General features: G+C 44.6%; 21 protein-coding genes. 11 read left to right on the forward strand and 10 right to left on the reverse strand.

The annotated features are described in order from the left end of the window. Positions 1–212 precede the first annotated feature (212 nt). Positions 213–2,036, forward strand: coding sequence for a DUF3413 domain-containing protein (locus tag LIX84_RS08205; RefSeq protein ID WP_226421068.1), 1,824 nt, complete (start codon positions 213–215; stop codon positions 2,034–2,036). Positions 2,037–2,111: 75 nt separating this feature from the next. Here the strand turns inward: LIX84_RS08205 and LIX84_RS08210 are convergent, their stop codons facing one another. Continuing rightward, complete coding sequence (locus LIX84_RS08210; RefSeq protein ID WP_065770676.1) at positions 2,112–3,086, reverse strand: TDT family transporter; 975 nt, start codon at positions 3,084–3,086, stop codon at positions 2,112–2,114. A gap of 109 nt (positions 3,087–3,195) precedes the next feature. Here LIX84_RS08210 and LIX84_RS08215 point away from each other — a divergent pair, with 109 nt between their 5' ends. The 3 genes from LIX84_RS08215 to dapD all read left to right on the forward strand — a co-directional run bounded on the left by LIX84_RS08215 (position 3,196) and on the right by dapD (position 5,908). After that, positions 3,196–4,122, forward strand: coding sequence for a LysR substrate-binding domain-containing protein (locus tag LIX84_RS08215; RefSeq protein ID WP_226421069.1), 927 nt, complete (start codon positions 3,196–3,198; stop codon positions 4,120–4,122). A 128-nt stretch (positions 4,123–4,250) separates the two neighbouring features. After that, complete coding sequence (locus LIX84_RS08220; RefSeq protein ID WP_041852896.1) at positions 4,251–4,547, forward strand: YebG family protein; 297 nt, start codon at positions 4,251–4,253, stop codon at positions 4,545–4,547. A 329-nt stretch (positions 4,548–4,876) separates the two neighbouring features. Beyond that, positions 4,877–5,908, forward strand: a complete 1,032-nt coding sequence (gene dapD, locus LIX84_RS08225) for a 2,3,4,5-tetrahydropyridine-2,6-dicarboxylate N-succinyltransferase (RefSeq protein WP_226421070.1) — start codon at positions 4,877–4,879, stop codon at positions 5,906–5,908. A gap of 355 nt (positions 5,909–6,263) precedes the next feature. On the opposite strand, the gene glpQ is transcribed toward dapD, so the two are convergent. Then, positions 6,264–7,319, reverse strand: coding sequence for a glycerophosphodiester phosphodiesterase (gene glpQ, locus LIX84_RS08230; RefSeq protein WP_025768218.1), 1,056 nt, complete (start codon positions 7,317–7,319; stop codon positions 6,264–6,266). Positions 7,320–7,375: 56 nt separating this feature from the next. Further along, positions 7,376–8,740 carry a glycerol-3-phosphate transporter gene (gene glpT / locus LIX84_RS08235; protein WP_006742417.1) on the reverse strand — a complete coding sequence of 455 codons (1,365 nt, stop codon included), beginning with the start codon at positions 8,738–8,740 and terminating at the stop codon, positions 7,376–7,378. Positions 8,741–9,637: 897 nt separating this feature from the next. On the opposite strand from glpT, the gene LIX84_RS08240 reads away from it, so the two are divergent. The 5 genes from LIX84_RS08240 (at position 9,638) to LIX84_RS08260 (ending at position 15,996) form a co-directional block, all read left to right on the forward strand. Then, positions 9,638–10,492 (forward strand): MIP/aquaporin family protein, encoded by an 855-nt coding sequence (locus tag LIX84_RS08240; protein WP_046875005.1) that lies wholly within the window; start codon positions 9,638–9,640, stop codon positions 10,490–10,492. Positions 10,493–10,551: 59 nt separating this feature from the next. Continuing rightward, positions 10,552–12,069: a glycerol kinase GlpK gene (gene glpK / locus LIX84_RS08245; RefSeq protein WP_006742415.1), complete on the forward strand. Its 1,518-nt coding sequence runs from the start codon at positions 10,552–10,554 to the stop codon at positions 12,067–12,069. A 158-nt stretch (positions 12,070–12,227) separates the two neighbouring features. Beyond that, the gene (locus LIX84_RS08250) at positions 12,228–13,019 is read left to right on the forward strand and encodes a DeoR/GlpR family transcriptional regulator (RefSeq protein ID WP_006742414.1); all 792 of its coding nucleotides are present in this window, start codon (positions 12,228–12,230) and stop codon (positions 13,017–13,019) included. 176 nt (positions 13,020–13,195) lie between these two features. Next, the gene (gene glpD / locus LIX84_RS08255) at positions 13,196–14,755 is read left to right on the forward strand and encodes a glycerol-3-phosphate dehydrogenase (protein WP_074191728.1); all 1,560 of its coding nucleotides are present in this window, start codon (positions 13,196–13,198) and stop codon (positions 14,753–14,755) included. 287 nt (positions 14,756–15,042) lie between these two features. Then, on the forward strand, positions 15,043–15,996 hold the full coding sequence (locus LIX84_RS08260) for a CorA family divalent cation transporter (RefSeq protein WP_226421071.1): 954 nt from the start codon (positions 15,043–15,045) through the stop codon (positions 15,994–15,996). A gap of 77 nt (positions 15,997–16,073) precedes the next feature. Here the strand turns inward: LIX84_RS08260 and LIX84_RS08265 are convergent, their stop codons facing one another. After that, positions 16,074–17,258: an NnrS family protein gene (locus LIX84_RS08265; protein WP_226421072.1), complete on the reverse strand. Its 1,185-nt coding sequence runs from the start codon at positions 17,256–17,258 to the stop codon at positions 16,074–16,076. Between the two features lie 184 nt (positions 17,259–17,442). Here LIX84_RS08265 and LIX84_RS08270 point away from each other — a divergent pair, with 184 nt between their 5' ends. Continuing rightward, complete coding sequence (locus LIX84_RS08270; protein WP_104970888.1) at positions 17,443–17,994, forward strand: gamma-glutamylcyclotransferase family protein; 552 nt, start codon at positions 17,443–17,445, stop codon at positions 17,992–17,994. Between the two features lie 69 nt (positions 17,995–18,063). On the opposite strand, the gene LIX84_RS08275 is transcribed toward LIX84_RS08270, so the two are convergent. Beyond that, entirely contained in the window at positions 18,064–18,396 is a 333-nt protein-coding gene (locus tag LIX84_RS08275; protein WP_005494151.1) for a tRNA-binding protein, read from the reverse strand. Positions 18,397–18,572: 176 nt separating this feature from the next. Between LIX84_RS08275 and LIX84_RS08280 the strand changes: the two genes are divergently transcribed. Further along, complete coding sequence (locus tag LIX84_RS08280) at positions 18,573–19,571, forward strand: substrate-binding domain-containing protein (protein ID WP_226421073.1); 999 nt, start codon at positions 18,573–18,575, stop codon at positions 19,569–19,571. 17 nt (positions 19,572–19,588) lie between these two features. Here the strand turns inward: LIX84_RS08280 and LIX84_RS08285 are convergent, their stop codons facing one another. The 5 genes from LIX84_RS08285 to galK form a co-directional block, all read right to left on the reverse strand. Then, a complete protein-coding gene (locus tag LIX84_RS08285; protein WP_226421074.1) occupies positions 19,589–20,251 on the reverse strand; it encodes a 3'-5' exonuclease in 663 nt (220 codons plus the stop codon). A 43-nt stretch (positions 20,252–20,294) separates the two neighbouring features. Further along, on the reverse strand, positions 20,295–22,136 hold the full coding sequence (locus LIX84_RS08290; protein WP_226421075.1) for a DUF294 nucleotidyltransferase-like domain-containing protein: 1,842 nt from the start codon (positions 22,134–22,136) through the stop codon (positions 20,295–20,297). A gap of 62 nt (positions 22,137–22,198) precedes the next feature. After that, entirely contained in the window at positions 22,199–23,830 is a 1,632-nt protein-coding gene (locus LIX84_RS08295) for a sodium/sugar symporter (protein ID WP_182032784.1), read from the reverse strand. A gap of 396 nt (positions 23,831–24,226) precedes the next feature. Continuing rightward, positions 24,227–25,291: a galactose-1-epimerase gene (galM, locus tag LIX84_RS08300; protein ID WP_226421076.1), complete on the reverse strand. Its 1,065-nt coding sequence runs from the start codon at positions 25,289–25,291 to the stop codon at positions 24,227–24,229. Positions 25,292–25,300: 9 nt separating this feature from the next. Then, positions 25,301–26,461 (reverse strand): galactokinase, encoded by a 1,161-nt coding sequence (gene galK / locus LIX84_RS08305; protein ID WP_226421077.1) that lies wholly within the window; start codon positions 26,459–26,461, stop codon positions 25,301–25,303. Positions 26,462–26,501 lie beyond the last annotated feature (40 nt).

The raw sequence follows: 26,501 nt of genomic DNA on the forward strand, positions 1-26,501 counted from the left end.
GCACAGCCCGATTTAAACCCGCAGTGATCTCGCGTTCGGAAAAAACAAAAGGTTATATATCACTCAAATGAAGAGTATGAATCTTCTTAATTTTCACATGTCAATCAAGTCTGACACTTCCATACAAAATGTGACATTCGTCGCAACTATTCCATAATAAAAAACACTGTTTTATACTCCCTCTACCCATAATTTATAAATAAACAAAAAGTATGTTTCGCAAACTGTCTTCCAACAGCGCTTGGCTGATTGCTTTTTTTGCTTGCTTTGCAGTGTATCTGTCGATCGCTTGTTATCCTTTTGTGTTGTCTAACAATCAGAATGAACCGCTAACCTTGTTGCAAGGTTACTATTTGGTTTCGACTCAATATGGCTGGCTGGGCTTGATCGCTCTTCCATTTATGTTGTTGAGTTTATTGCTCTCTTTTCTACCGACTCGAGCATTCAAAGGCATCGTGATCGCTATCGCGATCTGTCTATTGATCATGTTTAAAGTCGATATCCTCGTTTTTCAGCAATACAAACTTCACATCAACGCCCTATTAATCCGTATGTTTTTCGAAGGTGGCGGTGATGTCTTCGATATTTCTTGGATGAGTTGGCTAATCTTCATCAGTGAAGTTGCCGTTCTGGTGATCGGGCTCGCTTGTACCGTTTGGGTAAGTAATCAACTGGCACAAAGCCGAGCTAAGTTCGTTTTGATCAGCGTCTGGTTTGCTGTATTGCTCAGCACACAGATGATTCATGCGTACAAAAACGCGCTTTACGACGATGAAGTCAGTCAGTTTTCGAACAACTGGCCACTTTACTACCCGCTGACGGCTCGTAAATTTATTTACAAACACGACCTAGTGGATGAGAACATTGCATCGAAGAATCGCGTAGAGTTAACCAACATTGAACGTAGCTCACTCAACTACCCACTTGCGCCCATTCAAGTGCAAAGCAAAGAGAAGCAACCCAATGTTTTGTTTATCTTAGTTGACGCGTGGCGCTACAGTGATGCGACGCCGGAAATCATGCCAAATGTCAGCAAATTCGCCGAAAAAACAGTGAATTTCACACAACATATGAGCGGCGGCAACTCAACTCAAGCGGGTATTTTCAGCCTGTTTTACAGCTTGCCAGCGACCTACTGGGAAAGCTTTTACGCAAGCCAACGCTCTCCTGTTTTTATGGATACGCTGCAAGCAGAAGGCTACCGCATGGGCATTTTTGGCTCGGCACCGCTCACCAGCCCGCCACTTTCTCGCACGGTATTCAAAAAAGTGTCGGACTTGACTCTGAGACAAACTGGAGAAACGGCCGTCGAGCGCGATCAGCAGATCACAGACAAGTTCATCGAGTTCCAAAAGCAGGACAGCGACAAACCGTACTTTGGTTTTCTGTTCTACGATGCCGCCCACGGCACAGTATTTCCCGAACCTGAATTTGCGAAATTCAAACCATACTGGGAACGCGTTGACCACATTTTGCTCAACAACGATTTTGACGCTTCGCTTTACCACAATCGATACAAGAACTCGTTGTACTACATCGATAGCTTGATTGGTGATGTGCTGAAAAACGTCGACTTAGACAATACCATTGTGGTGATTTCATCTGATCATGGTGAAGAGTTTAATGACCATAAGATGAACTATTGGGGCCACACGGGTAACTACAGTGACGTACAAGTGCATGTGCCTCTTTACGTGTACATACCAAATCGTCAACCAGACCAAATTGATTACCGCACGACCCATTTTGACGTCGTGCCAACCATGATGAATACGCTGTTTGACGTTCAAGGCACAACGAGTTCATACAGCGTTGGTCATAACTTGTTTGATAGCTCTGCCCCTCGCGATTGGTATATTGCTGGCAGCTACTACAACTATGCATTGGTCGGCAAAGAACTGATGCTTGTGGTCAATCCAGGCGGGCACTCTCAGCAACTGAATCGCCAGTTAAAAGTCGAGAAAGAACAGAAAGTTCCTGTCGATATCATTCGTCATTCTCTGGATGAGATGTCGCGATTTTACAAAAAAGGCTAGCGTCCAACATCGACGCCGATTGAAATAAAAAAGCCTCTTGGCTGTAAGACCAAGAGGCTTTTTCCTATCTGCTATTTAAGCGTGATGAGCGTGCATCAAGCGTGGCTGAATCAATAAGTTGTTGATGTACTGTAAAGCCACATAAGAGACAACAAATGTTGCCACAATCAACTCAAGACCAGCTAAGCCTCGCACTTGTTGAACATAGTGCGCAGCCAATCCTTGCAACTCCATCCAATTCGCCATTTTAAACAGCGCCGTCGCACCGATCACCATCGGGAAAGTGAACGCCGCATAGCCTGGGCTAAATGGCAGTCTAAGCAATTTAAAGAATGCGAGGTAAATGATGGCTGTCATCAATACCGCGATACCAAATAGCATAGCGATGATCACTGGTGATGGTGTCGCAGTGACCGTTAAGTACCCCGCCAATGATAGACTTGCTGGCGCTGCCATGATTGCCATTGTTGGTTTCGCTGCATCCGGAATTTCATGGGTAAACATGAAACGGTAAATCATCATCGGCAACATGATCGCGTACGCCACCATACCAAACATCAATGCACCTTGTGCCACTGGCGCTAACATCGGGTTGCCAGAGAAAGACACATCCGCAACGATGATACCCACTGGAGGTACAAACCAACTTGGAACCATGTGATGTAATTCAAAATCTTTGGCGCGATGGTAAACAAAGCTCACCAAGAACACGATGTGCAGAACCACCGCAATCAGCCAAAGCACATCACCAGCCAATGGGTAAAAATGGCCGAGAGAGTTCGATACCACCATAGTGCCCATCGCAAATGTCGGAACCACGCTACCCACAACCGGATGAGCAAGATCTTGTCTCAATAGATGGTTATGTAGCAAAAACTTGGTTGCCAATATAACCAACAATACGCTCGCAATACCCGCACTAATCCACTGTCCGTAGCCATGTAATTCGGCGAAGTTTTCCCAACTCCAGCCTAAGCTTGCAATACCAAGAGCCAAACCCGCCATCGGAGTTGGTGCTCCCATTACTTTTGCTTTTGTTCTTTGAATCATGATGACCTCAACCAGACTCACTCTTGATGGAGCGTATAATACGCTTGCACTTCGTTCCGATATATCTAATTATTTAAAACAAACGTTCAAAATTACTTAACGGTGGGGTATGGCAAGTCACATTTCTCTTAAACAACTGAAAGTGTTTACGACGATCACGCAGCACAAAACGCTCACAGCAGCTTCTGATAGTCTCTTTTTATCAAAAGCCGCTGTGAGCATGGCACTCTCAGAATTAGAAAAGCAGATCGGCCATCACTTGTTTGATCGTGTTAATAACCGACTAATTTTGAACCAAGAAGGTCAAAAACTGCTGCCACTGGCGGATGAATTACTCAACCGAGCCAAAGACATCGAGAGCATTTTCGATGGTGACCAAGCGCTATCGGGCCAACTTCGCATTGGTGCCAGCGACACCATTGGCAACCAAGTCGCGCCCTATTTGCTTAGCGAATTTCGTCAGCAAACGAACCATCGTTCTCAAAGTCTGTTTATTTCTAACTCTGCACAAATCTGCGACATGCTGACCGATTACGAGTTAGACATCGCCCTCATTGAGGGCAAAACACTTCACCCTGAATTGCAGTCCACCCAGTTTAGCGAAGATGAAATGTGCGTGATTTGCGCGCCCGATTACCCAGCCGCGCACGAAGGGCCCATAAATTTAACCGAGCTAGAAAACAGCGAATGGATATTGCGAGAGGCGGGGTCTGGTTCACGCGAATTTTTTATGCGCGTTGTCGCGCCGCGCTTGGAACATTGGCATGAAGCTTTTCAGCTCAATACCACCGAAGCGTTGATCAACTCAGTATCGGCGGGGCTGGGCTTAGGTTGCTTGTCACGTTTGTCTGCTGAACCTGCTATTCGTAACGGTCGCGTAAAACTGCTCGACATGCCTTTAGATATGAAACGTCGCTTCTGGTTACTGGTTCATAAAGAGAAATATCAAAGCCCATTGCTCAAAACGTTTATCGAATTTTGCCAAGATTGGGAACGACCAAATAATCTTTATCTAGAGCATACGCCCTCCAAGTGAAACGGAGATAGTTTAAATGCTGGTCAGTTAGTTGTACGTGTCTCTCATTCTTAGGCTTGTCGCTAGACTTAACTGGTCAAAAACTGTATAAAAAGCCAGTATCAATACACCAAGTTAGGGGACCAACCATGGCTGTAATCGTCAAGTACGTGGTAGAACGCAATGGAGAAGAGAAAATGACTTTTACCTCTAAAGCGGAAGCTGACGCATACGATAAAATGCTAGACATGGCAGACGAACTATTCACGCTGCTAGGTAAAAGTGAACTTCTAGAAGACGAAGGTAAGCAAGAAGATCTTGCGATGTACCTCGCTCAAAACAAAGAAGAAGTGCTTTACGCACTGGGTGCAAAACGCAAACCGGCGCCAAAGAAAGCAAAAAAGCTTGAATCTGTAGAAGAAGACAAGCAAGAAGACGCTGCATAAGCCTCTCATTTGTTAAAGAAACGCCGCATCATGTGGCGTTTTTTGTATCTGAAGGCACACATCATCATGGAAAGATCGCCCTTTCTTTCGAGCACAGATACGACAAATCGCCTTCTTTCATTTCAACAAACACCTGCTAATTGACCACCTCACAACCACATTTCTCATCAGACAGACATATCTCCCAAAAGACAAAAGGTATCCATCTACAGACTTTATCTATTTCCCCTCTTTAAACTCCCTAGCACTCTCATTATGATGGCTGACAACTTAATTATTTCTTGTCAGTGAACAGACGAGACACAAGACTCAACACATGGAGATCAACTATGGCTTTCTTTTCTCTAGCCTTTGGTACAGCGACTAAAAACCGCGATGGCAAAATCATTGAAGCGTTTTTTCCAAACCCTGTTCTTAACCCAAATGAAGAGCTTGTTAACGCACTAGCAGCAGTAGCAGGTTACGAACAAGGCAACCAAGCTATCGAGATCTCTGCAGCACAAAGCGCAGAACTTGCGGCGGCTTTCGAAGCAAACGGCGATGCAGCAAACGCATCTTTCGCAACCAAAGCAGCAGAATCAGCACAGCCGCTTGTACTGGTTATTCTAGCTACGGATGAACAGCCACAATCTGTTGCTGAAGGCTTCCTAAAACTTCAACTTATCTCTAACCGTCTAGTTAAGCCACACGGCACAGTACTGGATGGCATCTTCGGTCTACTACACAACATCGCATGGACTAACGAAGGTCCAATCGACCTACCTGAACTGGCTGAGCGTCAAATCGAAGCTCGCCTAGCTGGCCATACGCTAAGCGTAGATTGCGTAGACAAGTTCCCTAAAATGGTGGACTACGTAGTACCAACTGGCGTTCGTATCGCAGACACTTCTCGCGTACGTCTTGGCGCACACGTTGGCGAAGGCACAACCGTTATGCACGAAGGCTTCATCAACTTCAACGCGGGTACTACTGGCGTGAGCATGGTTGAAGGTCGTATCTCTGCGGGTGTGGTTGTTGGTAACGGTTCAGACATCGGTGGCGGTGCATCTATCATGGGTACGCTATCTGGCGGCGGTAAAGTGGTGGTTTCCATCGGTGAAAACTCTCTACTAGGCGCAAACGCAGGTCTTGGCTTCCCAATGGGTGACCGTTGTACTATCGAATCAGGTCTGTACGTAACCGCTGGCTCTAAAGTACTCATGCTAGATTCTGAAGGTCAAGAAGTCGAAGTGGTTAAGGCTCGCGATCTTGCTGGTGTTTCTGACCTACTGTTCCGTCGTAACTCTGTAACTGGTCAAATCGAGTGTCTTGCAAACAAGAGCGCGGTTGAACTGAACAGCGAACTGCATAAAAACAACTAATAAGAATACCTAAATAACCTCGAGATGCTTGATTCAGCGAGGCTGACTTGGCTTGCAGGCGCGGCAACGAGTTGAAGATCTAGTTAATCTAAATCAAAGCTCGTTAACAAAGCATGAAAGCCAAGACAACTCGCCCTTTGGGAGCGTGTCACTATCACGATTCCCGCGTCAAATAACTCGAAAATAGCGAGCTATTTCACTTCGTCATTTTCCTTGAACTCGTATCAGTGACCACGCTCTGAACTGAGCATCTTGAAGTCATTTAGGTATTGCAGTGAATTAGCCCTACGAAAAATCCCCCAACAGGAAACTGTTGGGGGATTTTTTAGCTTAAAGCAAAATTCGTGAGTGCTGGTTACTGATTTAAAAAGCTGACCGCTTTATCTGGGAAGTCAGTAAACAAACCATCCACCTTCACTTGGTTGTAGTACACATCCATCATGCCTTCAAAACTGTCCGTGTACGCTGGAATGCGTCCTGGATCGGCGCGGAACGTGTATGGATGCACTTGCAAGCCAGCGTCTTTTGCAGCCTTCATCAACGGCTTGATGATGATATTGTCTTTGGTTGACTTATCATCCACCAGCATCGGCTTCCAAGGTCCAATTCCTTCCGCGTAACTCGCTACTTTCTTCATGCCGTCGGCTTCGAACATCCAGTCATAACTGTATGGTGTTGCCTTGTCGCCTTTGTACACCATAGTTTCGTTCCAATCGGTGTAAGCCATAAGCTGAACGAGCTTTAAGTCCATATCCATTGCAGGCATGAGTTCACTGTTGATGCGTTGAAGTTCATTCGCATCAAAACACTGAAGGTAGACTTTGTCGTCTTGAGAGCCGTAACCGTACTGCTTCAAGACTTTAAGTACTGCTTTAGAAATGTCCTTACCTTCATGACGATGGAACCAAGGCGCTTTAATTTCTGGGTAAATACCGATGTCATAACCCAGCGTTTTGTTTAAGCCTTGGATCAGCTCAATCTCTTCAGCAAACGTCGGCACGGTGAAATCAGATTTCCACATAGGGAATCGGGTTGGATAGCCCGCTACTTTGTTGCCTTTGTCATCGATATTAAAGCCTTCAGTTACTCGCAAGGATTTGATTTCCGCCAGTGTGAAATCAATCGCGTAATAACGGCCGTCTTTGCGTGCGCGATCAGGAAAACGCTCCGCAACATCCGTTACACGATCGAGATAATGGTCATGCAACACGACCAACTGGTCGTCTTTCGTCATTACCACATCTTGCTCTATGTAGTCAGGTTTCATTGCGTAAGCAAGCGCTTTGGCTTCTAGCGTGTGCTCAGGCAAGTAACCCGATGCGCCACGGTGTGCAATTACAAGCGGTTTCGCAATCGCACCAGCTGAGAGGCTAAGTGCTAAAAAAGTAAGACATACTGACTTTGTTTTCATTGTTATTTCCTTGATAAAGCGAAGAGGCAGTATTCCACTGCCTCTTTAAATAAATATTACGCTAGCGCTTCCTTTTCGCGCTCTTTTTGCTCGTGGTGCGCACGCTCACCTAAGAAGGCGTACATCAAACACACAATAGAAGTAATACAAGAACCAACCAAGATGATAAAGCCACCATCCCAGCCAAAGTGGTCTACCGTGTAGCCCAGAATCGCGTTTGCGGCAACTGCCCCACCTAAGTACCCAAATAAACCAGTAAGACCAGCAGCAGTACCGGCGGCTTTCTTCGGAGCGAGTTCAAGTGCGTACAAGCCAATCAGCATAACCGGACCATAGATTAGGAAGCCAATTGCAATCAGCGCCATCATGTCCACCATTGGGTTACCAGCAGGGTTAAACCAGTAAACCATCACTGCAACGGTCACTAACACCATAAATAAGATGCCAGCAGGTGCACGACGACCTTTGAACAATTTGTCTGAAATCCAACCACACAATAACGTGCCTGGAATGCCGGCCCATTCGTATAAGAAGTAAGCCCATGACGATTTATCTACCGAGAAATCCTTCGCTTCTTTTAGGTAAACAGGTGCCCAGTCCAGTACGCCGTAGCGAATTAGGTAAACAAATGCGTTTGCAATTGCAATCGACCAAAGCAGCTTATTGTTGAATACATACTTAAAGAAGATTTCCTTGGCTGTCATTTCTTGTTCGTGCGACTTATCATAGTCATCAGGATAATCGTCTTTATACTCTTCGATCGGTGGCAAACCACAAGATTGAGGCGTATCGCGAACCGTCATCCAAACAAACACAGCAACCAACGTGGCGAAAAATGCAGGAACATAAAATGCGGTGCGCCAATCATCGTTAAATGCCCACAGGCCAAGAATAAATAGTGGACCAATCAAACCGCCACCCACGTTGTGTGCCACGTTCCAAACCGAAACGATCTCACCACGCTCTTTACGTGACCACCAGTGCACCATGGTTCGTCCACATGCGGGCCACCCCATGCCTTGGAACCAACCGTTCAAGAAAAGCAAAATGAACATCGCAGTGACGCTGCCAGTCGCCCATGGCATAAAGCCAAAGCAAAACATAACCAATGCAGACATCAACAGGCCGCCACTTAGGAAGTAGCGAGGGTTGGAACGGTCAGATACGCTGCCCATTAGAAATTTAGAGAGACCATATGCAATGGAAACAGCTGCCAGCGCGACACCTAAGTCACCGCGGCTAAAGCCTTGCTCGATAAGATAAGGCATCGCCAAACTGAAGTTTTTACGAACCAAATAGTAACCGGCGTAGCCAACAAATATACCGATAAAGAGTTGCCAACGGAGGCGAGAGTAGGTGCTATCGATACTGCCTGGGGACAGACGATCAATGTGCGCCTTAGGTTTGAATATTCCAAACATAGGAACCTCATTATTTTGTATGCGATGGTAAAAAAACACAAAAGGAGCGAACGAAACAAAAATATATTCGTTCGAAAGTTCATGAATTGTATTGAGTTAGGATTTTATTTCTGTGATAAATGTTGCACATGAATTAAATATAAGTAAATACAGTAAATTAGAGCGCATTAATTAGACCATCGTTCAACTTTACTCATAATTAGTTAATATGAAACTGATGTTTCAACCTCTCATTTGAGCATTCTAATTCGAAACCAATGAAACAAAGGCTCGAATAAGAACACAAATTAACCGTAAAAAGGGTGTTTCACATCCATCCTTGTTACGCGAAACCACTAAATAACTAAAAAAATGAAAAATGTTCGCGCTTAGTATCAAACGAAATAACAAAACTAATGTTATCTGAACTCAAACTAGGACAGTGATTCACGAACACAAGACATAAACCGCGTTTATTTTCCTCTCCATTTTCATAATTAACACTAATTTGGATAACAAGTTCCTCTCGAGATATAAACATTGCAACGCATTTTCTTATATCACCGCTAGTCCTTGATGTACTTGACCTCGCCTTACCTCTTTAGGGTTAATTACTACGCAAAATCTGAGTAATAAATCCCCAAGCACGTAGCAGCTTCACAAAACTCCTCTTACCAGTTGTGCATTCTTTTTCACATCTGTAATTTGAGCGCTTCCAAAACACACTTCGTAGCAAAGAAGTTCTTTTCGTTGTTTTCTTTTTCGATTAAAAGATGCGCCATTTAACAAAAACGAAGACTTTGATTAACAATTTTATGCTCAAACGCTCATTTTTAACGCGCGTTTGTTTTCGCAAACGTTTATATGTGCACAATAGTATCGTGCTAGACAGGCAAAAATGATCAAAGGACTTTTAACATGACAACGAACAAACACCCCTCTCTGCTCGGAGAATGTTTGGCCGAGTTTATCGGTACAGGACTACTTATCTTCTTCGGCGTAGGCTGTGTCGCAGCCTTAGTTCTAACAGGCGCATCATTTGGACAATGGGAAATCAGTATTGTATGGGGCCTAGGTGTCGCCATCGCTATTTACTGTACTGCCGGCGTTTCAGGCGCGCACATCAACCCAGCGGTAACCATCGCACTCGCTATGTTCCATGGTTTTGATAAGGCGAAAGTGGTGCCATACATCATCGCCCAAATGCTTGGCGCATTCTGCTCTGCTGCGTTGGTTTACAGCTTATACAGCAACCTTTTCACCGACTACGAAATCGCACATAACTTCGTCCGCAGTAGCCAAGATGCACTAGCAACCGCTGGTATCTTCTCAACCTATCCACATGCTTCCCTCTCTTTCTTTGGCGCTTTTGCTGTGGAATTCGTTATCACTGCCGTGCTGATGTTTGCGATTTTGGCTTTGGGCGATGAAAATAACGGCGCTGCACGAGGTGCAATGAACCCGCTGTTAATCGGTATTTTGATTGCTGTGATCGGTGGTTCTCTTGGTCCACTAACTGGCTTCGCGATGAATCCTGCGCGCGACTTTGGACCGAAACTGTTCGCTTACTTCGCAGGCTGGGATTACGCTCTGACAGGTGCTAAAGACATTCCTTACTTTATCGTGCCTTTACTTGCTCCGATTGCAGGTGCGTGTTTTGGTGGTTGGTTGTATCCAAAAGCGATTGCGGCTTACCTTCCACAACAAGGCCACGGCTGTACAATTCCAAACCAATGTGAGACGGAAGAAGAAACAGAAGAAGCTAGAGCTTAAAACTGACGCAACTCGAACATTTACTAAAATATAAATAACGAAACAAAAGGATTCTTACCATGACTGAGCAAAAATACATTGTTGCCCTAGACCAAGGTACGACAAGCTCTCGCGCAGTAATTCTTGATCATGACGCGAACATCGTAAGCGTCGCACAGCGCGAATTTACTCAGATTTATCCAGAGGCAGGTTGGGTAGAACATGACCCAATGGAAATCTGGGCAACACAAAGCTCTACGTTGGTAGAAGCTCTAGCTAAGTCTGGCATCCGTAGCGACCAATTGGCGGCTATCGGTATTACTAACCAGCGTGAAACCACCATCGTCTGGAATAAAGAAACAGGCAAACCCGTTTACAATGCGATCGTATGGCAATGTCGCCGTACTGCTGACATCTGTGAAGATTTAAAAGCGCGTGGTCTAGAAAACTACGTACGTGACAACACAGGTTTGGTGCTTGACCCTTACTTCTCAGGTACCAAAGTGAAATGGATTCTGGACAATGTTGAAGGCGCGCGCGAAGACGCAGAAGCAGGCAAGCTGTTGTTCGGTACCGTCGATACTTGGTTAGTTTGGAAGATGACTCAAGGCCGCGTTCACGTGACCGACTACACCAACGCATCGCGTACCATGCTATTTAACATCAACGATCTATGTTGGGATCAGAAAATGTTAGATGAGCTTGGTATCCCAGCATCTATGATGCCAGAAGTGAAACGCTCATCGGAAGTTTACGGTAAGACTAACATTGGTGGTAAAGGCGGTACTCGTATTCCTATTTCTGGTATTGCGGGTGACCAACAAGCTGCGCTTTACGGCCAAATGTGTGTTGAAGCGGGTCAGGCGAAAAACACTTACGGCACGGGTTGTTTCTTGCTAATGAATACGGGCCAAGAAAAAGTCACTTCGACGCACGGCCTACTGACAACTTTGGCTTGTGGTCCGAAAGGTGAGCCTGCTTATGCGCTTGAAGGTGCCGTATTCATGGGTGGTGCTTCTATCCAATGGCTACGTGATGAATTAAAAATCCTGAACGGTGCAGAAGACTCTGAATATTTCGCAACCAAAGTGGATACCTCAAACGGCGTTTATGTCGTGCCTGCCTTTACTGGTTTAGGCGCACCATACTGGGATGCCTACGCACGTGGCACGATTGTCGGCCTTACTCGCGGCGTGAACTCAAACCACATTATCCGTGCGACTTTGGAAGGCATCGCTTACCAAACTCGTGACGTACTGGATGCGATGCAAGCCGACTCAGGTATTAAACTTGCGAATCTTCGCGTCGATGGCGGTGCGGTAGCGAACAACTTCCTAATGCAGTTCCAATCCGATGTATTGAATACAGAAGTACACCGCCCTCAAGTAACAGAAGTGACGGCTCTTGGTGCAGCCTACCTTGCAGGCCTTGCCGTGGGTTACTGGGACAGCATTGACGAGTTGCAGAATAAAGCGGTGCTTGATCGCACGTTTGAGCCGCACGATGATGAAGAAAAGCGCAATCGTCGTTACAAGGGTTGGAAACGCGCAGTGAAATGTGCGCAAACCTGGTCTGAGCTTCACGACGAAGAAGATTAATCTCACCTCCATACGAAAAAAGAGCGCCATTTGTGCGCTCTTTTTGCGCTTTGCCCCTGATTCCTGAACTCGCTTACTTTTCACAACGCGCAAATTCGAGCACAATAGAACTTCGAATTTGAAGCATTGGCCGTTACCAATGCACAAGGGAGTGGTAAGTGAAGCAAATACCTCGACACCAACAGATTGTTGAGTTGGTGAAAAAACAAGGCTATGTCAGCACGGATGAGTTGGTAGAAAGATTCAATGTCAGCCCACAAACCATCCGACGCGATCTTAATGAACTCGCCGACGACAACAAAATTCGTCGTTATCACGGTGGTGCAACCATCCCTCTCAGTTCTGAAAACACATCTTACAACACGCGTAAAGCGCTCAACTTCAATGAAAAAGATGTCATTGCAGACGAGGTGGTCAAGCACATTCCTGATGGCGCGACTCTATTTATTGATATCGGCACCACACCAGAAGCGGTTGCGCGAGCGCTCAATAAAAACCATAAACAGCTACGCGTGGTTACCAACAATATCAACGTGGCAACCATTCTCTTCCCCAACCCAGAGATCAAAGTCATCTTAGCAGGCGGTGAAGTTCGAAGTCGCGATGGCGGCATTGTTGGAGAAGCCACTCTCGACTTCGTTAAACAGTTCCGTCTCGACTTTGGCATTCTTGGCATCAGTGGTATCGACTTTGATGGCTCGCTACTAGACTTTGATTACCACGAAGTCAGGGTCAAACAAGCGATCATCGACAACAGCCGCAGTGTATTTCTTGCCGTCGACCATACCAAGTTCGGGCGCAATGCCATGGTGAAGCTAGGCAATATCGCTCAGCTCAACATGATCTTTACCAACAAGCAGCCACCAGAAGAAATCTTGTCGATTTTAAAAGAAGCTTCAATTCCACTTGAAGTCGTTGAAGCGAACGAGACAAACTTCGAAAACGAGTAGTTCCAATCATTAATTTGCCTCTCAAATGACCTCTGTCTTAATTAGGCAGAGGTTTTTTTGTGCCTAAATCACACAAAACGCTCACAAACGAAAATAATAGATGATCACAAACGAAACCTAAGCTAGGATTAGATCATGTTCTAAAATGCTCGTTCGCTCACCAAGAGGTCAAATTTATGAGTATACAAAAAAATGCTTCCACTACTAGCTCATCCACTACCTTAGACTTGATCGTAATTGGTGGCGGCATTAACGGGGCTGGTATTGCGGCAGACGCAGCTGGCCGCGGTTTGAGTGTTGGCTTATACGAAGCAAATGACTTCGCGTCCGCTACTTCTTCGGCAAGTTCTAAACTGATCCACGGCGGTTTACGCTACCTTGAACACTATGAGTTTCGTTTGGTTTCGGAAGCGCTCGCAGAACGTGAAGTTATTCTTCGCAAAGCGCCTCACGTTGCACTACCAATGCGTTTCCGTTTGCCTCATCGCCCATTCCTACGCCCAGCTTGGATGATTCGCTGTGGTTTGTTCCTTTACGATAACTTGGGTAAACGTACGACTCTGCCAGGCAGCAAAACCGTCAATTTAGCGAAATCGGGCTTGCTAAAACCAGAAATGAAAACCGGTTTCGAATACTCTGACTGCTGGGTTGATGACGCGCGTTTAGTATTACTTAACGTTCTGGCTGCTCGTGAAAACCATGCAGAAGTACGTAACTACTGCCGCGTAGAAAAAGCACACCGTGAAGGTGGTATCTGGCATGTCACAATTCATGACGTGATGACAGACCAACGTTTCGAACGCAAAGCAAAAGCACTAGTAAACGCAGCTGGCCCTTGGGTAAAACAGTTCTTTGATGATGGATTAGAGCAAGCCTCTCCTCGTAACATTCGCTTAATCAAAGGCTCGCACATCGTTGTTCCTCGTATCCACAACGAACCGCAAGCCTACATTCTTCAAAACAAAGACAACCGCATCGTATTTATGATTCCTTACTTAGATAAGTTCTCAATCATTGGTACAACAGATGTGGAATACAAAGGTGACCCACGCGAAGTGGCAATCTCAGATGACGAAGTCGATTACCTCATCGACATCGTAAACCAACACTTTGTCCACCAGCTGACTCGCGAAGATGTGGTTTGGACATACAGCGGTGTTCGTCCTTTATGTGACGATGAATCTGACTCTCCGCAAGCGATCACACGAGACTACACGCTAGAACTCGATGCGGAATACGACCATGCACCTCTGCTTTCTGTCTTTGGTGGTAAGCTGACGACCTACCGTAAGCTGGGTGAAGCGGCAATGAAAAAGCTGGCTCCTTTCCTACCAGAGATGGGAAGCGACTGGACGGCAAATCAAACCCTACCTGGTGGTAACTTCAGCTGTAGTCGTGAACAATTAGCTAAACAAATTCATGCTAAATACGCTTGGGCGCCAGAAGCATTGATTCTTCGTTACGTGACACAATTTGGTACCCAAACGTGGAACTTAATGGAAGGCACAGCAAGCGAAGCTGACCTTGGACACGCGTTCTCATCGCAAGCCGGCGGTGTTTACCAACGTGAGATCGACTACTTAATGAACCATGAAATGGCAATGACCGATGAAGACATTTTGTGGCGTCGTACCAAGCTTGGTCTGTACATGAACGACGAAGAAAAGCTGGCTTTATCGGACTATTTAAAAGAAAAGCTACAGCAGAAAGTGGTTAATCTTTCTCAAGTTGGCTAGCTGCTCCTCCCCTCCCCACTAGAAAGCCTGCCTCGCTGCAGGCTTTTTTATTTTGCTGTTTTTACACCACACTTTGGCTTGCTTCACTTGATTACAAATAAGAGCAACTATTCATAGACATTTAGCGTTAAATGCAATCATACTCATTTAAATAATTATCCCTGAATAACTTCATGGCGCTGGGTTCAGAACGTTATCACTGATGCACTTCCCGGAAAATAATGCAGCGGAAGAGCACAGGCTCTTTCCGAGTTATTTGGGGAAAGGCTCAGACAAGGAAAAAGAAAATGGGTTTTATGATTGAACATTGGGATTTTTCAACCCCAGAAGCAACTCAGCAATCCACAACGACGGAGCAGATTCAAGCCAAACATTGGTACCATTGTGAGCGGCTGCATCCCGATATTCGGGGCTGGCTAGAACAAAACCAAGTGCCACGTGCCACTGTTGATCACCTGTTAGCCGACGAGAGCCGACCGTCTTTCCACCCTTTGGATGACGAGAACTTCATGTTGATTTTACGAGGCGTCAATATGAATGGCGATGCTTCACCAGAAGACATGCTCAGTATTCGAATTCTCTATTTTCAAGGCGCACTGATTTCAACACGTAAGATCCCATCGCGTGCCATCATGGAAATTCGTCAAGCATTGGCGGAACATAAAGGCCCGAAAAGCCTTGCTGGTTTACTTCATCAGATTATTGAAGGATTAAATAGCAAAATAGACGTTTACCTCGATACGATTGAAGAGACGTTAAACCAGTTTGATGTGAATGATGAATCGACGTACAAGCATATGGCGACTCAAAAAGCGCTTATCTCCATCAAACGTTTTATTCGCCCTCAGCAATATGCTATTCGTGATCTCGTTGAATCAGAGTCCGAGTTGGTGGCTTTAAGGCCCCATCAATATCGCTTCGCCCACAATAATATTACGCGCATAAATGAAACACTTGAGTTTTATCTTGGAGAAGTCGCTCTCTTTCAAGAAGAAATCAAACATCATCGTGACGAGAAAACTAATAAAAACAGTTATCTATTTACCTTGGTGGCGACTATTTTCTTGCCAACCAGCTTCCTAACAGGTTTGCTTGGCATCAACATTGGCGGTATGCCAGGCGTGGAATCCGCCATGGCGTTCACCTGGTTCTGTATCGCTTTAATTGTCATCTTTGCTCTAGAGTGGTGGCTATTCAAACGTTTGGGGTTCACGAATAAAACGGACGACGAAGACGAATAAGCACTAATCCTATAAAGAACAACAATCAAAAGAAAAGAGGAGCGCGCGGCTCCTCTTTCTCTACTCACATTAGAGCCCTATCCGGGATGACCATCAACGCGAGGGGTAATAAGCATCACGCCAAAGCGCCAAACAAACAGGCCAAATGCGACAATCCACAATCCGCCACTGATGTTAATCCACAGCATCATATTGGCAGGATAAAATATCACGGCAAAACTGCGAACCAAAGCTGCCGCGGTAATCGCCGCAAACGCAAGGCTCATGTTCGGACCTTTGTAGATCATGCGACCAGTATGTCCCATCGTCACCCGTGCGATCATCGCTAAAATCAAGCCGCCTAATGCACCTATCGCAAACAGATGAATCAGGTTATGGCTGGCAAATACATCTCCCCAAGTGCCTCGCAAAATTAAGCTTAGTGGCAAACACAAATACGCAGTATGCAGCGACCACACTAAAGGCTCGCTCAGGGTTAACCAAGGTTTCCAGCGAACAAAACGCACCAACTGAGCAACACCAGCAAACAGCATCAAAGGATTACCTAGCTCTGCAAACGTCACAGGGAAAAAGCTCAGCACAAATAGCATTACCAACGGCAAGTTCGCGAACCATTCTAACCAAGCAAGTTGTTGCGCTTTTTCGAAATTAAATCGACGCGCAGTAAAGAATGGAATCACACGTCCGCCCATGACCGACAGTAACAACGTAAACCACCACAACATCGCCTGCCATACAGCAGAAGAGCTAAACGGCGGCATGCCTTTTATTGTTGCGTAGCTTGTAAAGTTCGCAAAAATGGCCAAAAGAAACAACGGCACAAAAAACAGATTACGCCAACCTTTGGCTCGATAAACACGAATGCCTACCTCATAGGCAACAAACAACAAAAATACCGCTTCAATGCTGCTGGTTAACCATAACGGCGCTGGCGTCCAGAGCAATATTCTAGGTGCCAACCACAAGCCAAATAAGATCAAAAGCGTGTAATGCTTGGTGCCATTAATGCCAGTCCAGTTTTGTACCGCGGTCAGTACAAAACCAACCACAATCGCCATCGAAAAGCCGAACAACATTTCATGTACGTGCCACCATAATGCCGGTACAGCTAATGCGTTTGGCTGTCCGCTCTGGAACATCCACACCCACAACGCGATCGCAACAATGGCGTAAATCGACCCAAACAGAAAAAACGGCCGAAAGCCTAATCGCAGCCATGCGGGGATTTTTTCTTCCACTTTTTTATCGGTGATATTCAGCATTATCTTGCCCTCAAGCGTCTCTCGATGCTGGTTAACTCAACTACAATATTGATGCTACCATAAACGTGTATAAAAAATACATGTTAAGAGTTAAGATTATACTTAAGAGGTAAAGTTGTGCTTCAGAGGCGGGTTAGGTATAAACGGGGAGAGACACAACCATCAGTTAAGGGATGCAACGAAGATGTACATATTTGGCTATGGCAGTTTGATTAATTCTGCGTCACGTAAGTTAACCGGACAAACGGGAGAAGCCATTCCCGTCATTGCTCATGGACTTGTGCGCTACTGGGGAAAGATTGATGACAGCTACACTCTGTCTCCTCTGGTTGTAAACCAAGGCGATGGGCAGGTCAACGGCGTTTTACTCGAAGTGAATGAAGAAGCTCTCGCAGAATTCGATCGCCGTGAGCGTGGTTATCATCGTATTCAAATTCAGCCAGATCAAATCGAAACGGACGCGAACTTTAACCAAGAACATAGCATCTGGGTTTACGTAAAAGACGAGCCATTACCACCGTGCGTAAAAAGCCCAATCATGCAAAGCTATGTCGATACCGTGCTAGCAGGTTGCTTAGAAGTATCTCATGCGTTTGCAGAGCATTTTGTGCGTCACACCATTGGCTGGCAACACGCAAAAGAAAATGACCGCCACCAACCTAAATATGGCAACCTTGCAGGCGTGCAAGAGCATCATTACGAGTTGATTGATAATCTGATTGCCCAAAATTCGTAGCTCAATCCCATCTGTAAAAACAGCTCTAAACTAAGAGCTGTTTTTACAATAGAGCGACCAGTGAACTGATTAAACAATTCTCACCCCAGTCGGCATCGCTCTTTCTGGAGTTAGCAACACACTTTCGGATTCATCATCCGTTTCTGCGCACAACAACATACATTCTGAGGTTTCACCGCGCATTTTGGCTTTGGCAAGATTACACAACACGACCACTTGTTTGCCCATCAACTCTTCCTCGGTGTAATAAGGTACTAAGCTGGTTACGGTTTGCAGTGTTTTTTCACCAATATCAATTTGCACAATGTACAGCTTGTCTGCATTTTGATGACGAGCCACTTCAATGATTTTTCCGGTACGAATTTCCAGTTTGGCAAAATCTGAGTAAGCGATAGTTTCCATAATTAAAACCTCAGTAAAGTTTTACTAAAAAGATAACGTTTACACTATCAGTAAACTTAATAAATACAAGTGGTAAAGATCTCATTTCCGAAAGCAAATCCCCTATCAAATTGCACTTATTACACAATGGGTGTTTAATACTTCCAGTCAAAATTTTTAGCCACTAAAGGTTCTATATGGCAACGATCAAGGATGTCGCGAAAGAAGCCGGTGTTTCGGTCGCAACGGTTTCTCGCGTGATCAACAAGTCCCCAAAAGCCAGTCAATCATCGGTAGAGTCGGTCACCAAAGCAATGAGCAAATTGGGTTACAGACCCAATGCCGCAGCTCGTGCATTGGTGAGCCAAAGCACAAATACCATGGGTGTGTTGGTGAGTGATGTGTCCGATCCTTTCTTCGGCACACTGGTCAAATCCGTCGATAATGTCGCGCGCGAAAATGGCAAACATATCTTGATTGGCAACGGTTACCATAATCCAGAAGATGAGCGTCAAGCCTTAGAATTGCTGATCAACAGCCGTTGCGATGCAATAGTCATCCACTCGAAAGGCTTATCTGATGAGGATCTAATTGGCTACGCCCAAGAAGTAAAAGGTATGGTGCTTATCAATCGTCATATCCCAGAGCTGGCTGAACGCTGTATTTCCCTTGATAACCGCAAGGGGGCATTCCTCGCGACAGAATATTTGATTCGTCACGGGCATCGCAAAATCGCTTGCATTGCCTCATCCCACGATATCGAAGATACCGATGAACGCTTGCAAGGTTACCAAGCCGCATTGAAAGAACATGGTATTGAACTCTCCAAAAGCTACATCGAATACGGTGAGCCCAACAGTGATGGTGGCGAAGTTGCGATGACCAACCTGTTAACCAAATCTTTGGAGATTACTGGAGTGGTGGCCTACAACGACTACATGGCCGCTGGCGCACTCGCAGCGTTAGATCAAAATGGCATTCACGTACCAAGTAAGGTTTCTATGGTCGGGTTCGATGATGGCTTAATCGCCCGCTTTGTTCACCCTAGCCTGACCACTATTCGCTACCCAATCAAGATGATGGCAGAACGAGCCGCCCGTTTGGCTTTGGCGCTATCTCGTGACGAAAAAATTGAAGACGAAACCATTATTTTTAGCCCAACTTTAGTACGAAGAAACTCTGTCGAGCGTTGTTGATATATATGCGTTAAATGTTAGCGCGAAGCATTAACTAAAACATGTAATGGCGCAGATGAAAGGCCAAACAAGCAATTAATCTGTGCTAGATATAGTTCGGCAGTAGCTATCGCATCATTTAGTGCATTGTGGGCTTGATATGTTGGTAGGTTGAGTTCCTTTCGAATTGAACTTAACCGCCAGTCAGACCGAGTAGGTCTCAGTTGGGTGCGATATTGCTCGATTTTTAATGTATCTAACCATATTAATGGCAACTTCAAATTCTGGTACTTCATCTTGATGTATTGCTCTAAAAACCTCTGCTCCATAATGCAGCCATGTGCAACAAGAATTTTACCAGCAATTACATCCAGCAACTGAGTAAAAGCAACTTGTTCTGAAATCCCCGATACATGCAACGTTTCAGGCCTGATATGGTGAACTTTGACTGACTCATGACAAATATCAATCGCATGATTAATGAAGATATGACGTGCACTGTTTAGACGAATATTGCTGTTTCGAATTTCGACCCATCCAATACTGATTACTCTATCTACTTCAGGATTAAATCCTGTCGTTTCAAAGTCCAAGACTAACGTGTCTAACTCTCTAGCATCCGATAAAGCGCTAGGTAGAGGCGTATTTCCTATAGAGTTAAATACATCTGGCAAGCTAGATTTTTCTAGTTCTCTGCGCACGTGTTCTAGATGTTCAATTGACTGGAATGAGTAGCCAAACATACTAAGAGCCAAATTTCATTTTTAACGTGTCTTGATAACCGCGTATTATGCGAAAAGCATCTTTGAGGTGTTGTCTTTCAAAGCTACCAAAATGCTCAGGAAATATAGCATTCGTTACTGGCTTTCCACCTTGTAAGCATTGCAGCTGATGTGAGTAACGTAATTGCGTTACATAACGATAAGTCCCTATCAAGTCTTGATGTGAAGTGCTATTAATCAATCCTGTATCATACGCAAAATCGAATCTTTCTTCCGTAGACAACATACCTCCACCTTTATGAAGAGCATAAATTCTAGCGATATCGACCACCAGACCAATCGCAGACTTTTTAATATTCAGCGATTTTTCGTTGTGACCATTGTTTTCTAACACTAAGTTATTGAATATCCCTAGTGGTGGACGGTGTGATATTAAATTTCTAACTAAGGCTGCGATTAAATGAGGGTTATTTTTGGTACACCGCTCGCGTTCACTATTTAGTTCATCAAATAGTGACCTATCCCCGGAAATAAAGCGCACTTCAAGAAAGACATTAAGATTTAGTAACATATTGTATTCTGGATTGTTTGCCCATTTTCTGTAGAGCTGCTTCCAGATGAATAATGGCTGATTCCACTTTGGTGTAGCCGCCATAAAACGCCCATTACACAAAGGATACCCGCATTCCGCTAATCCTTTACATATATACATAGCAAAATGTCGAAAATAAATTCGGTCACTTTCTGTTGCTGAGTCATCAAGTACTAAAGCGTTATCTTGATCAGAACCTAAGTGAACCTCTCCTCTCGCATGCGAACCCGCCGCTAACCAAGCATAATTACAAGGAGGTAAACCCACGTTTTTTTCTGCTAATTTAATCAATCGACAGGTAAAGGCATCATAAATCATCATTAAAACTTGCCCAATTACATTGGCTGGCAAATGCGATTCTATCATCGCCTCAAACACTGCCTGACGTTCGTTTACTAACAATGAAAGCGATTCTAAGCTATTACACTTACTGATTTTTTCAATCAAAAAAACAGCCTGGATGCCATGCCTCTGAACTAACTCTTGAGGGCTAATCAAACCTAAAACCTGTTTATTTTTGTCAAGAACAGGGATATTACGAATATTGTGTTTCATCATCAGGTTGAGCGCAGAAATAACGGGCTCATCTTGGTCAACACTCTGAGGATGAGCGTTCATAATATCCTCAACAGGTCTATAGATATTAAACGCCTCAGCAACCACTCTACTTGTCATATCAGCCTCGGTAACCATTCCAATCAATGCATTGTCATTGGTAACCAAGGCACAAGTGCAACCTTTTTTACTCATGATTTTAGCCACTTGCTGGATACTTTGGTTTGTATGCACCACCACAACATTATGATTGGCTAAATCTTTAGACCTTTTAAAAAACAGGCTTTTTTCTGCTTGTGAATACTGTGCATCAATACTGGAAGTGAGACGTTGACTTGCACGGATTGCAAGCTGGTTAACAACATTTTCAAAATTCGAAGCTTCTTTTAGTAAGAACGAATAATTAATTTTATATATTAAACAATTTTCAATGGTTTTTACTTTATATTTATCCTGTTCTAAATTAAATCCAAATACATCATTATCGCCTAATCTAGCTCTTAATTCACCGTTAGGAAATCGCTGTTCGATAACTCCAGATCGAATAATATATAAATTTTTTTCTTCAGGAATGACTAAGGAGATACTCTCTCCTTTTCCCCAATAAACAATATCCGTGTTCGTAGCGATAGCATCAAGAACATGGTCAGGAAGTAAATGAAATGGCTCTATCGTTTTAAAAAAAGAAACGACATTTGGCAGCAAGGTTGAATCCATATGACACTCTTTTAATTAGAAAAACTCCGCTCATAAAAGAGCGGAGTATGATAAAGAATGGTTTACCAGAACAATGTATATAACACTGCCAAAACAATCATTATACCGTAAGCTGCGATATTGAAGCTTCGATCTGTTACAAACATCGATGATGTAACACTAATACCTTTAGGGTCATCATCATTAATTGATGTGCTCAAACTTGTAAATGCGATCACAACAATTGTAAACAATAATGTATATAGCATTTGATCCATAAACGGCATGGCTAGTGGCATAAATTTTAAGAACAAAGCAAATGGTATTGATGCTACGACACCAATAATAGCCCCTTTACTGGTTGTTTTCTTCCAGAATAAGCCAAGTAAGAATACAGCCAAAATGCCAGGGCTAACTAAACCTGTATATTCTTGGATGTATTGGAATGCCTGGCCAATACCACCTAACATTGGGGCAATTAGGCAAGCAATAATCAATGCCGCAACAGCCGCAGTACGCCCAACGTTCACCAGCTTGTGGTCACCGGAGTCTGGGGAGATATACTCTTTGTAAATATCCATGGTGAAGATAGTGGCAGTTGAGTTAAGCATTGATGCTAGTGAAGAAACAATTGCAGCAGCAAGAGCCGCAAAAACAACCCCTTTAACACCAACAGGCAAGAATTGAGTCAACCAAGGATATGCTTTATCCGCATGAGCAGCACTTGGAAGGTTTGTTGCTGCAATATCACCAAGGCTTGCCATTAGTTTTGGGTCCGAAGTAATAACGTAAGCGGCAATACCTGGCAATACCACGAGAAACGGAACGATAAGTTTCAAAAATGCAGCAAAAACAATACCTTTCTGAGCTTCCGATACTGATTTTGCAGCAAGCGTTCTTTGAATAATGTACTGGTTAAATCCCCAATAGTATAAGTTTGCTACCCAAAGACCACCAATTAATACGGCAATACCAGGAAGGTTCATGTATTGTGGATTACTTTGATCCAAGATCATCTCAAAGTGGCCTGGAGCGGCATCGACCATTTTAGACAACCCAGCGAACCAACCGTCCGTACCACCAATAAAGCTCACTGCCATGTAGGTAGTCATAAAACCACCCAAAACTAAGAAGAACACTTGGATGACATCGGTCCATACTACTGCCGATAAACCACCGTAAATTGAGTACACCAACGCAAATAGCGCAAGACCTAGAATTGAGTACATCAACGGAATACCCAAAATGGTTTCGAGAGCCAAACCACCCAAATACAGTACTGAAGTTAGGTTTACAAAAATGTACAAGGAAATCCAAAAAACGGCCAAAATTGTTTTTAGTTTTTTATTGAAGCGTTTTTCAACAAATTCGGGAATGGTATAGATTCCTTTTTCAATGAAAATAGGTAGAAAGTACTTACCAACAATAATCAATGTTATTGCCGACATCCATTCATAAGATGCGATAGCCAAGCCGATTGAATAGCCTGAACCAGACATTCCTATAAATTGTTCCGCAGAAATATTTGCAGCAATTAGCGAAGCACCGACAGCCCACCAAGGCAAAGATTTTCCCGCCAAGAAATAATCTTCCGTACTTTTCTGAGTGCCTTTTTTATCACGAGATACCCAAAGTCCTACCCCAATGATAATTGCGACATAAATGGCGAAGACCATTATGTCGATAAAGCTTAGACCATGTTCTATATTCGACATCAGTTTCATCCTGTAGTTTTGTTTACGTCGCAAAGTGTAAACGTTACCACCCAAATGAAATGTAACTCAAATCACACATATTGATACATATTACGCTAAAAACCTTATAACGAGCTAAAGATCACAAATATTAAGAGAAATATCATTTAATTAAAACTCTCTAAAATCAACAAAAATGTAAACGATAACAATAAAGGTAAAACGAAGAGTAATAAGTAGGAAATTACGGGGATCATCCACCGTCCAGTATTGTGTCGAAAGTGAGGTAAGTGATTTAAACTTCCTAGTAAAAATACATATCAAAAACAAAAAAGGTGGGCATGTAGCCCACCATAACACCCAAAGTCGTTGGAGTTGCATCGCTGCCGCTGCAAGTTCAAAGGGCAGAAGTGCTATCTAAAATTCAAACCGATAAGTAGTTTGATGCTGATAGCAATCCCCAGAGATCAACACCCCATTGTTGAGTCCCCATTCTGGTTTGTTTGGCCCGTCTGGAAAGTACTGCGTTTCCAATGCTAGGCCGTCATAGCGTTCGTAAGTTTTACTTGCACCTGGCGTACCGGCTAAGAAATTACCTGAATAAAACTGGATGGCAGGCTTGGTGGTTTTCACCTTCATCACCACATCTTCTTTTGGTGCAATTAAAACTGCAGCGACAGACACGCCATCGGTCACTTCGGGCATGAAGACAAAGGCGTGATCGTAGCCACCAGCGGTTTTCTGATCTTGCTCAGCAAGAAATTCTTGGCCAATCGATTTTGGCTCGGTGAAGTCGAAACTGGTACCCGAAACTGGCTTTTGTTCACCGGAAGGAATTAACCCCGCATCCGTTGGCAAGTAATACCCAGCGTTAAGCTGTAAAGTATGATCCAAACTTTTCGCGCGGCTCGCCTCACCAGCCAAGTTAAAGTAGGCGTGATTGGTTAAATTCACTGGTGATGTTTTGTCAGTCTTAGCATCATAGGCGATAGCTAATTCATTCTCATCAGTGAGCGTGTACGTCACCTTCACATCGAGATTTCCCGGATAACCTTGGTCACCGTCCGGGGAGCGAAGTGAAAAAGTGACCTGTTGATCATTTTGCTCTTCAACCTTCCAGCGGCGTTTATCAAACCCTTCCAAGCCACCGTGCAGTGAGTTTTCACCGTTATTGATACCAAGTTGATACTTCTCTCCGTCTATCTCAAACTGCCCTTTCGCAATTCGGTTAGCAAAGCGGCCAACAATGGAACCAAAGTAAGCGTCTTGCTTCATGTGTTCAGCCATATTTGGTGAGCGCAACAACACTTCACGGTTTTCACCATTTATCGGTAATGTGCAACTCAACCACGTCGCACCGATATCCATAAACGACGCCGTCATACCATTCGCGTTGGTCAAATGAATCAGATTCGCAGTTTGGCCATCAAACGACGGCGTTTGCGCCATCGCTTGTTCTAGTTGTTGAAAATAGGCTTTCATCATCATTCCTTACAGCACTTCAACCAAACCCGCACCATTTTGGGCTTGGCAAACATAAATCGACTCTTTTAAGCCCGTAGCCGCTTGGTACTTCGCTTCAACTTCCGCTTTCACGTCATCAACCAGTGCTGGCGGTACAAGTGCCACGATGCAACCACCAAAGCCACCGCCAGTCATGCGCACGCCGCCTTGATCGCCGATCACCTCTTTGACTATCTCCACCAGCGTATCGATTTCTTTTACCGTAATTTCGAAATCATCGCGCATCGAGGCATGAGACTCGGCCATCAGCTCACCCATGCGCTTCATGTCGTGTGCTCGTAGCGCTTGCGCCGCTTCTACCGTACGATCGTTTTCTGTGATGACATGACGGGCACGTTTGGCCACCATTTCATCCAGCTCAGCGACTTTCTCGTTGAACTGCTCAATCGTCACATCACGCAAAGCTTTCACACCGAAAATACGCGCCGCTTCTTCACATTGCTGACGACGAGTGTTGTATTCGCTGTCGATCAAACCACGTTTTTTATTCGAGTTTATGATCACGACTGCCATGTCTTCTGGCATAGAGACTGCTTCCGTTTCAAGGCTACGGCAATCTAATAGCATCGCATGATTTTCACGCCCTTCCGATGAAATCATTTGATCCATGATGCCGCAGTTGCAACCGACGAATTCGTTCTCTGCTTGCTGACCGTTTAACGCAATTTCGGCTTGGCTGATCTCAAGATTGAACAACACTTTAAACGTTTGACCGATCACCACTTCCAATGCCGCCGATGAGCTCAAACCCGCGCCTTGAGGTACGTTGCCGCTGACTGAAATATCCGCCCCAGTAAACTGGTAGCCGCGCGCCAGAAGACACTTCACCACGCCGCGAATGTAGTTCGCCCACATTTTGTCTTGCTGGAAGGTAATGGCTTGCGTGATATCGAATTCGTCCACTGCGTTGCCGTAATCGACCGCAACCACACGCACGATATTGTCTTCACGCTTTGCCGCCGCCACGACCGTTTGGTAGTTAATGGCACACGGTAGGACAAAACCATCGTTGTAATCGGTGTGCTCACCAATCAAGTTCACACGACCAGGCGCTTGAATAATATGGCTAGGTGCGTAGCCCAACACTTGCTCAAATGACGCTTTCACATTTTGGATAAGTTCAGACATAGGGACGTTCTCTTAAAATAGTAATTTGTGTGGGATAGCG

The organism is Vibrio sp. E14 (genome assembly GCF_020515785.1).
Lineage (GTDB): Bacteria > Pseudomonadota > Gammaproteobacteria > Enterobacterales > Vibrionaceae > Vibrio > Vibrio diabolicus.

Excerpts from the sequence above, each read along its gene's own strand:
- LIX84_RS08220 (WP_041852896.1), top strand. The coding sequence starts at position 4,251 with ATGGCTGTAATCGTCAAGTACGTGGTAGAACGCAATGGAGAAGAGAAA.
- galK (WP_226421077.1), bottom strand. The coding sequence starts at position 26,461 with ATGTCTGAACTTATCCAAAATGTGAAAGCGTCATTTGAGCAAGTGTTG.
- LIX84_RS08265 (WP_226421072.1), bottom strand. The coding sequence starts at position 17,258 with ATGCTGAATATCACCGATAAAAAAGTGGAAGAAAAAATCCCCGCATGG.
- glpQ (WP_025768218.1), bottom strand. The coding sequence starts at position 7,319 with ATGAAAACAAAGTCAGTATGTCTTACTTTTTTAGCACTTAGCCTCTCA.
- LIX84_RS08280 (WP_226421073.1), top strand. The coding sequence starts at position 18,573 with ATGGCAACGATCAAGGATGTCGCGAAAGAAGCCGGTGTTTCGGTCGCA.
- LIX84_RS08290 (WP_226421075.1), bottom strand. The coding sequence starts at position 22,136 with ATGGATTCAACCTTGCTGCCAAATGTCGTTTCTTTTTTTAAAACGATA.
- LIX84_RS08260 (WP_226421071.1), top strand. The coding sequence starts at position 15,043 with ATGGGTTTTATGATTGAACATTGGGATTTTTCAACCCCAGAAGCAACT.
- LIX84_RS08275 (WP_005494151.1), bottom strand. The coding sequence starts at position 18,396 with ATGGAAACTATCGCTTACTCAGATTTTGCCAAACTGGAAATTCGTACC.
- LIX84_RS08270 (WP_104970888.1), top strand. The coding sequence starts at position 17,443 with ATGTACATATTTGGCTATGGCAGTTTGATTAATTCTGCGTCACGTAAG.
- dapD (WP_226421070.1), top strand. The coding sequence starts at position 4,877 with ATGGCTTTCTTTTCTCTAGCCTTTGGTACAGCGACTAAAAACCGCGAT.
- glpK (WP_006742415.1), top strand. The coding sequence starts at position 10,552 with ATGACTGAGCAAAAATACATTGTTGCCCTAGACCAAGGTACGACAAGC.
- glpD (WP_074191728.1), top strand. The coding sequence starts at position 13,196 with ATGAGTATACAAAAAAATGCTTCCACTACTAGCTCATCCACTACCTTA.
- LIX84_RS08215 (WP_226421069.1), top strand. The coding sequence starts at position 3,196 with ATGGCAAGTCACATTTCTCTTAAACAACTGAAAGTGTTTACGACGATC.
- LIX84_RS08205 (WP_226421068.1), top strand. The coding sequence starts at position 213 with ATGTTTCGCAAACTGTCTTCCAACAGCGCTTGGCTGATTGCTTTTTTT.
- galM (WP_226421076.1), bottom strand. The coding sequence starts at position 25,291 with ATGAAAGCCTATTTTCAACAACTAGAACAAGCGATGGCGCAAACGCCG.
- LIX84_RS08210 (WP_065770676.1), bottom strand. The coding sequence starts at position 3,086 with ATGATTCAAAGAACAAAAGCAAAAGTAATGGGAGCACCAACTCCGATG.
- LIX84_RS08240 (WP_046875005.1), top strand. The coding sequence starts at position 9,638 with ATGACAACGAACAAACACCCCTCTCTGCTCGGAGAATGTTTGGCCGAG.
- glpT (WP_006742417.1), bottom strand. The coding sequence starts at position 8,740 with ATGTTTGGAATATTCAAACCTAAGGCGCACATTGATCGTCTGTCCCCA.
- LIX84_RS08295 (WP_182032784.1), bottom strand. The coding sequence starts at position 23,830 with ATGTCGAATATAGAACATGGTCTAAGCTTTATCGACATAATGGTCTTC.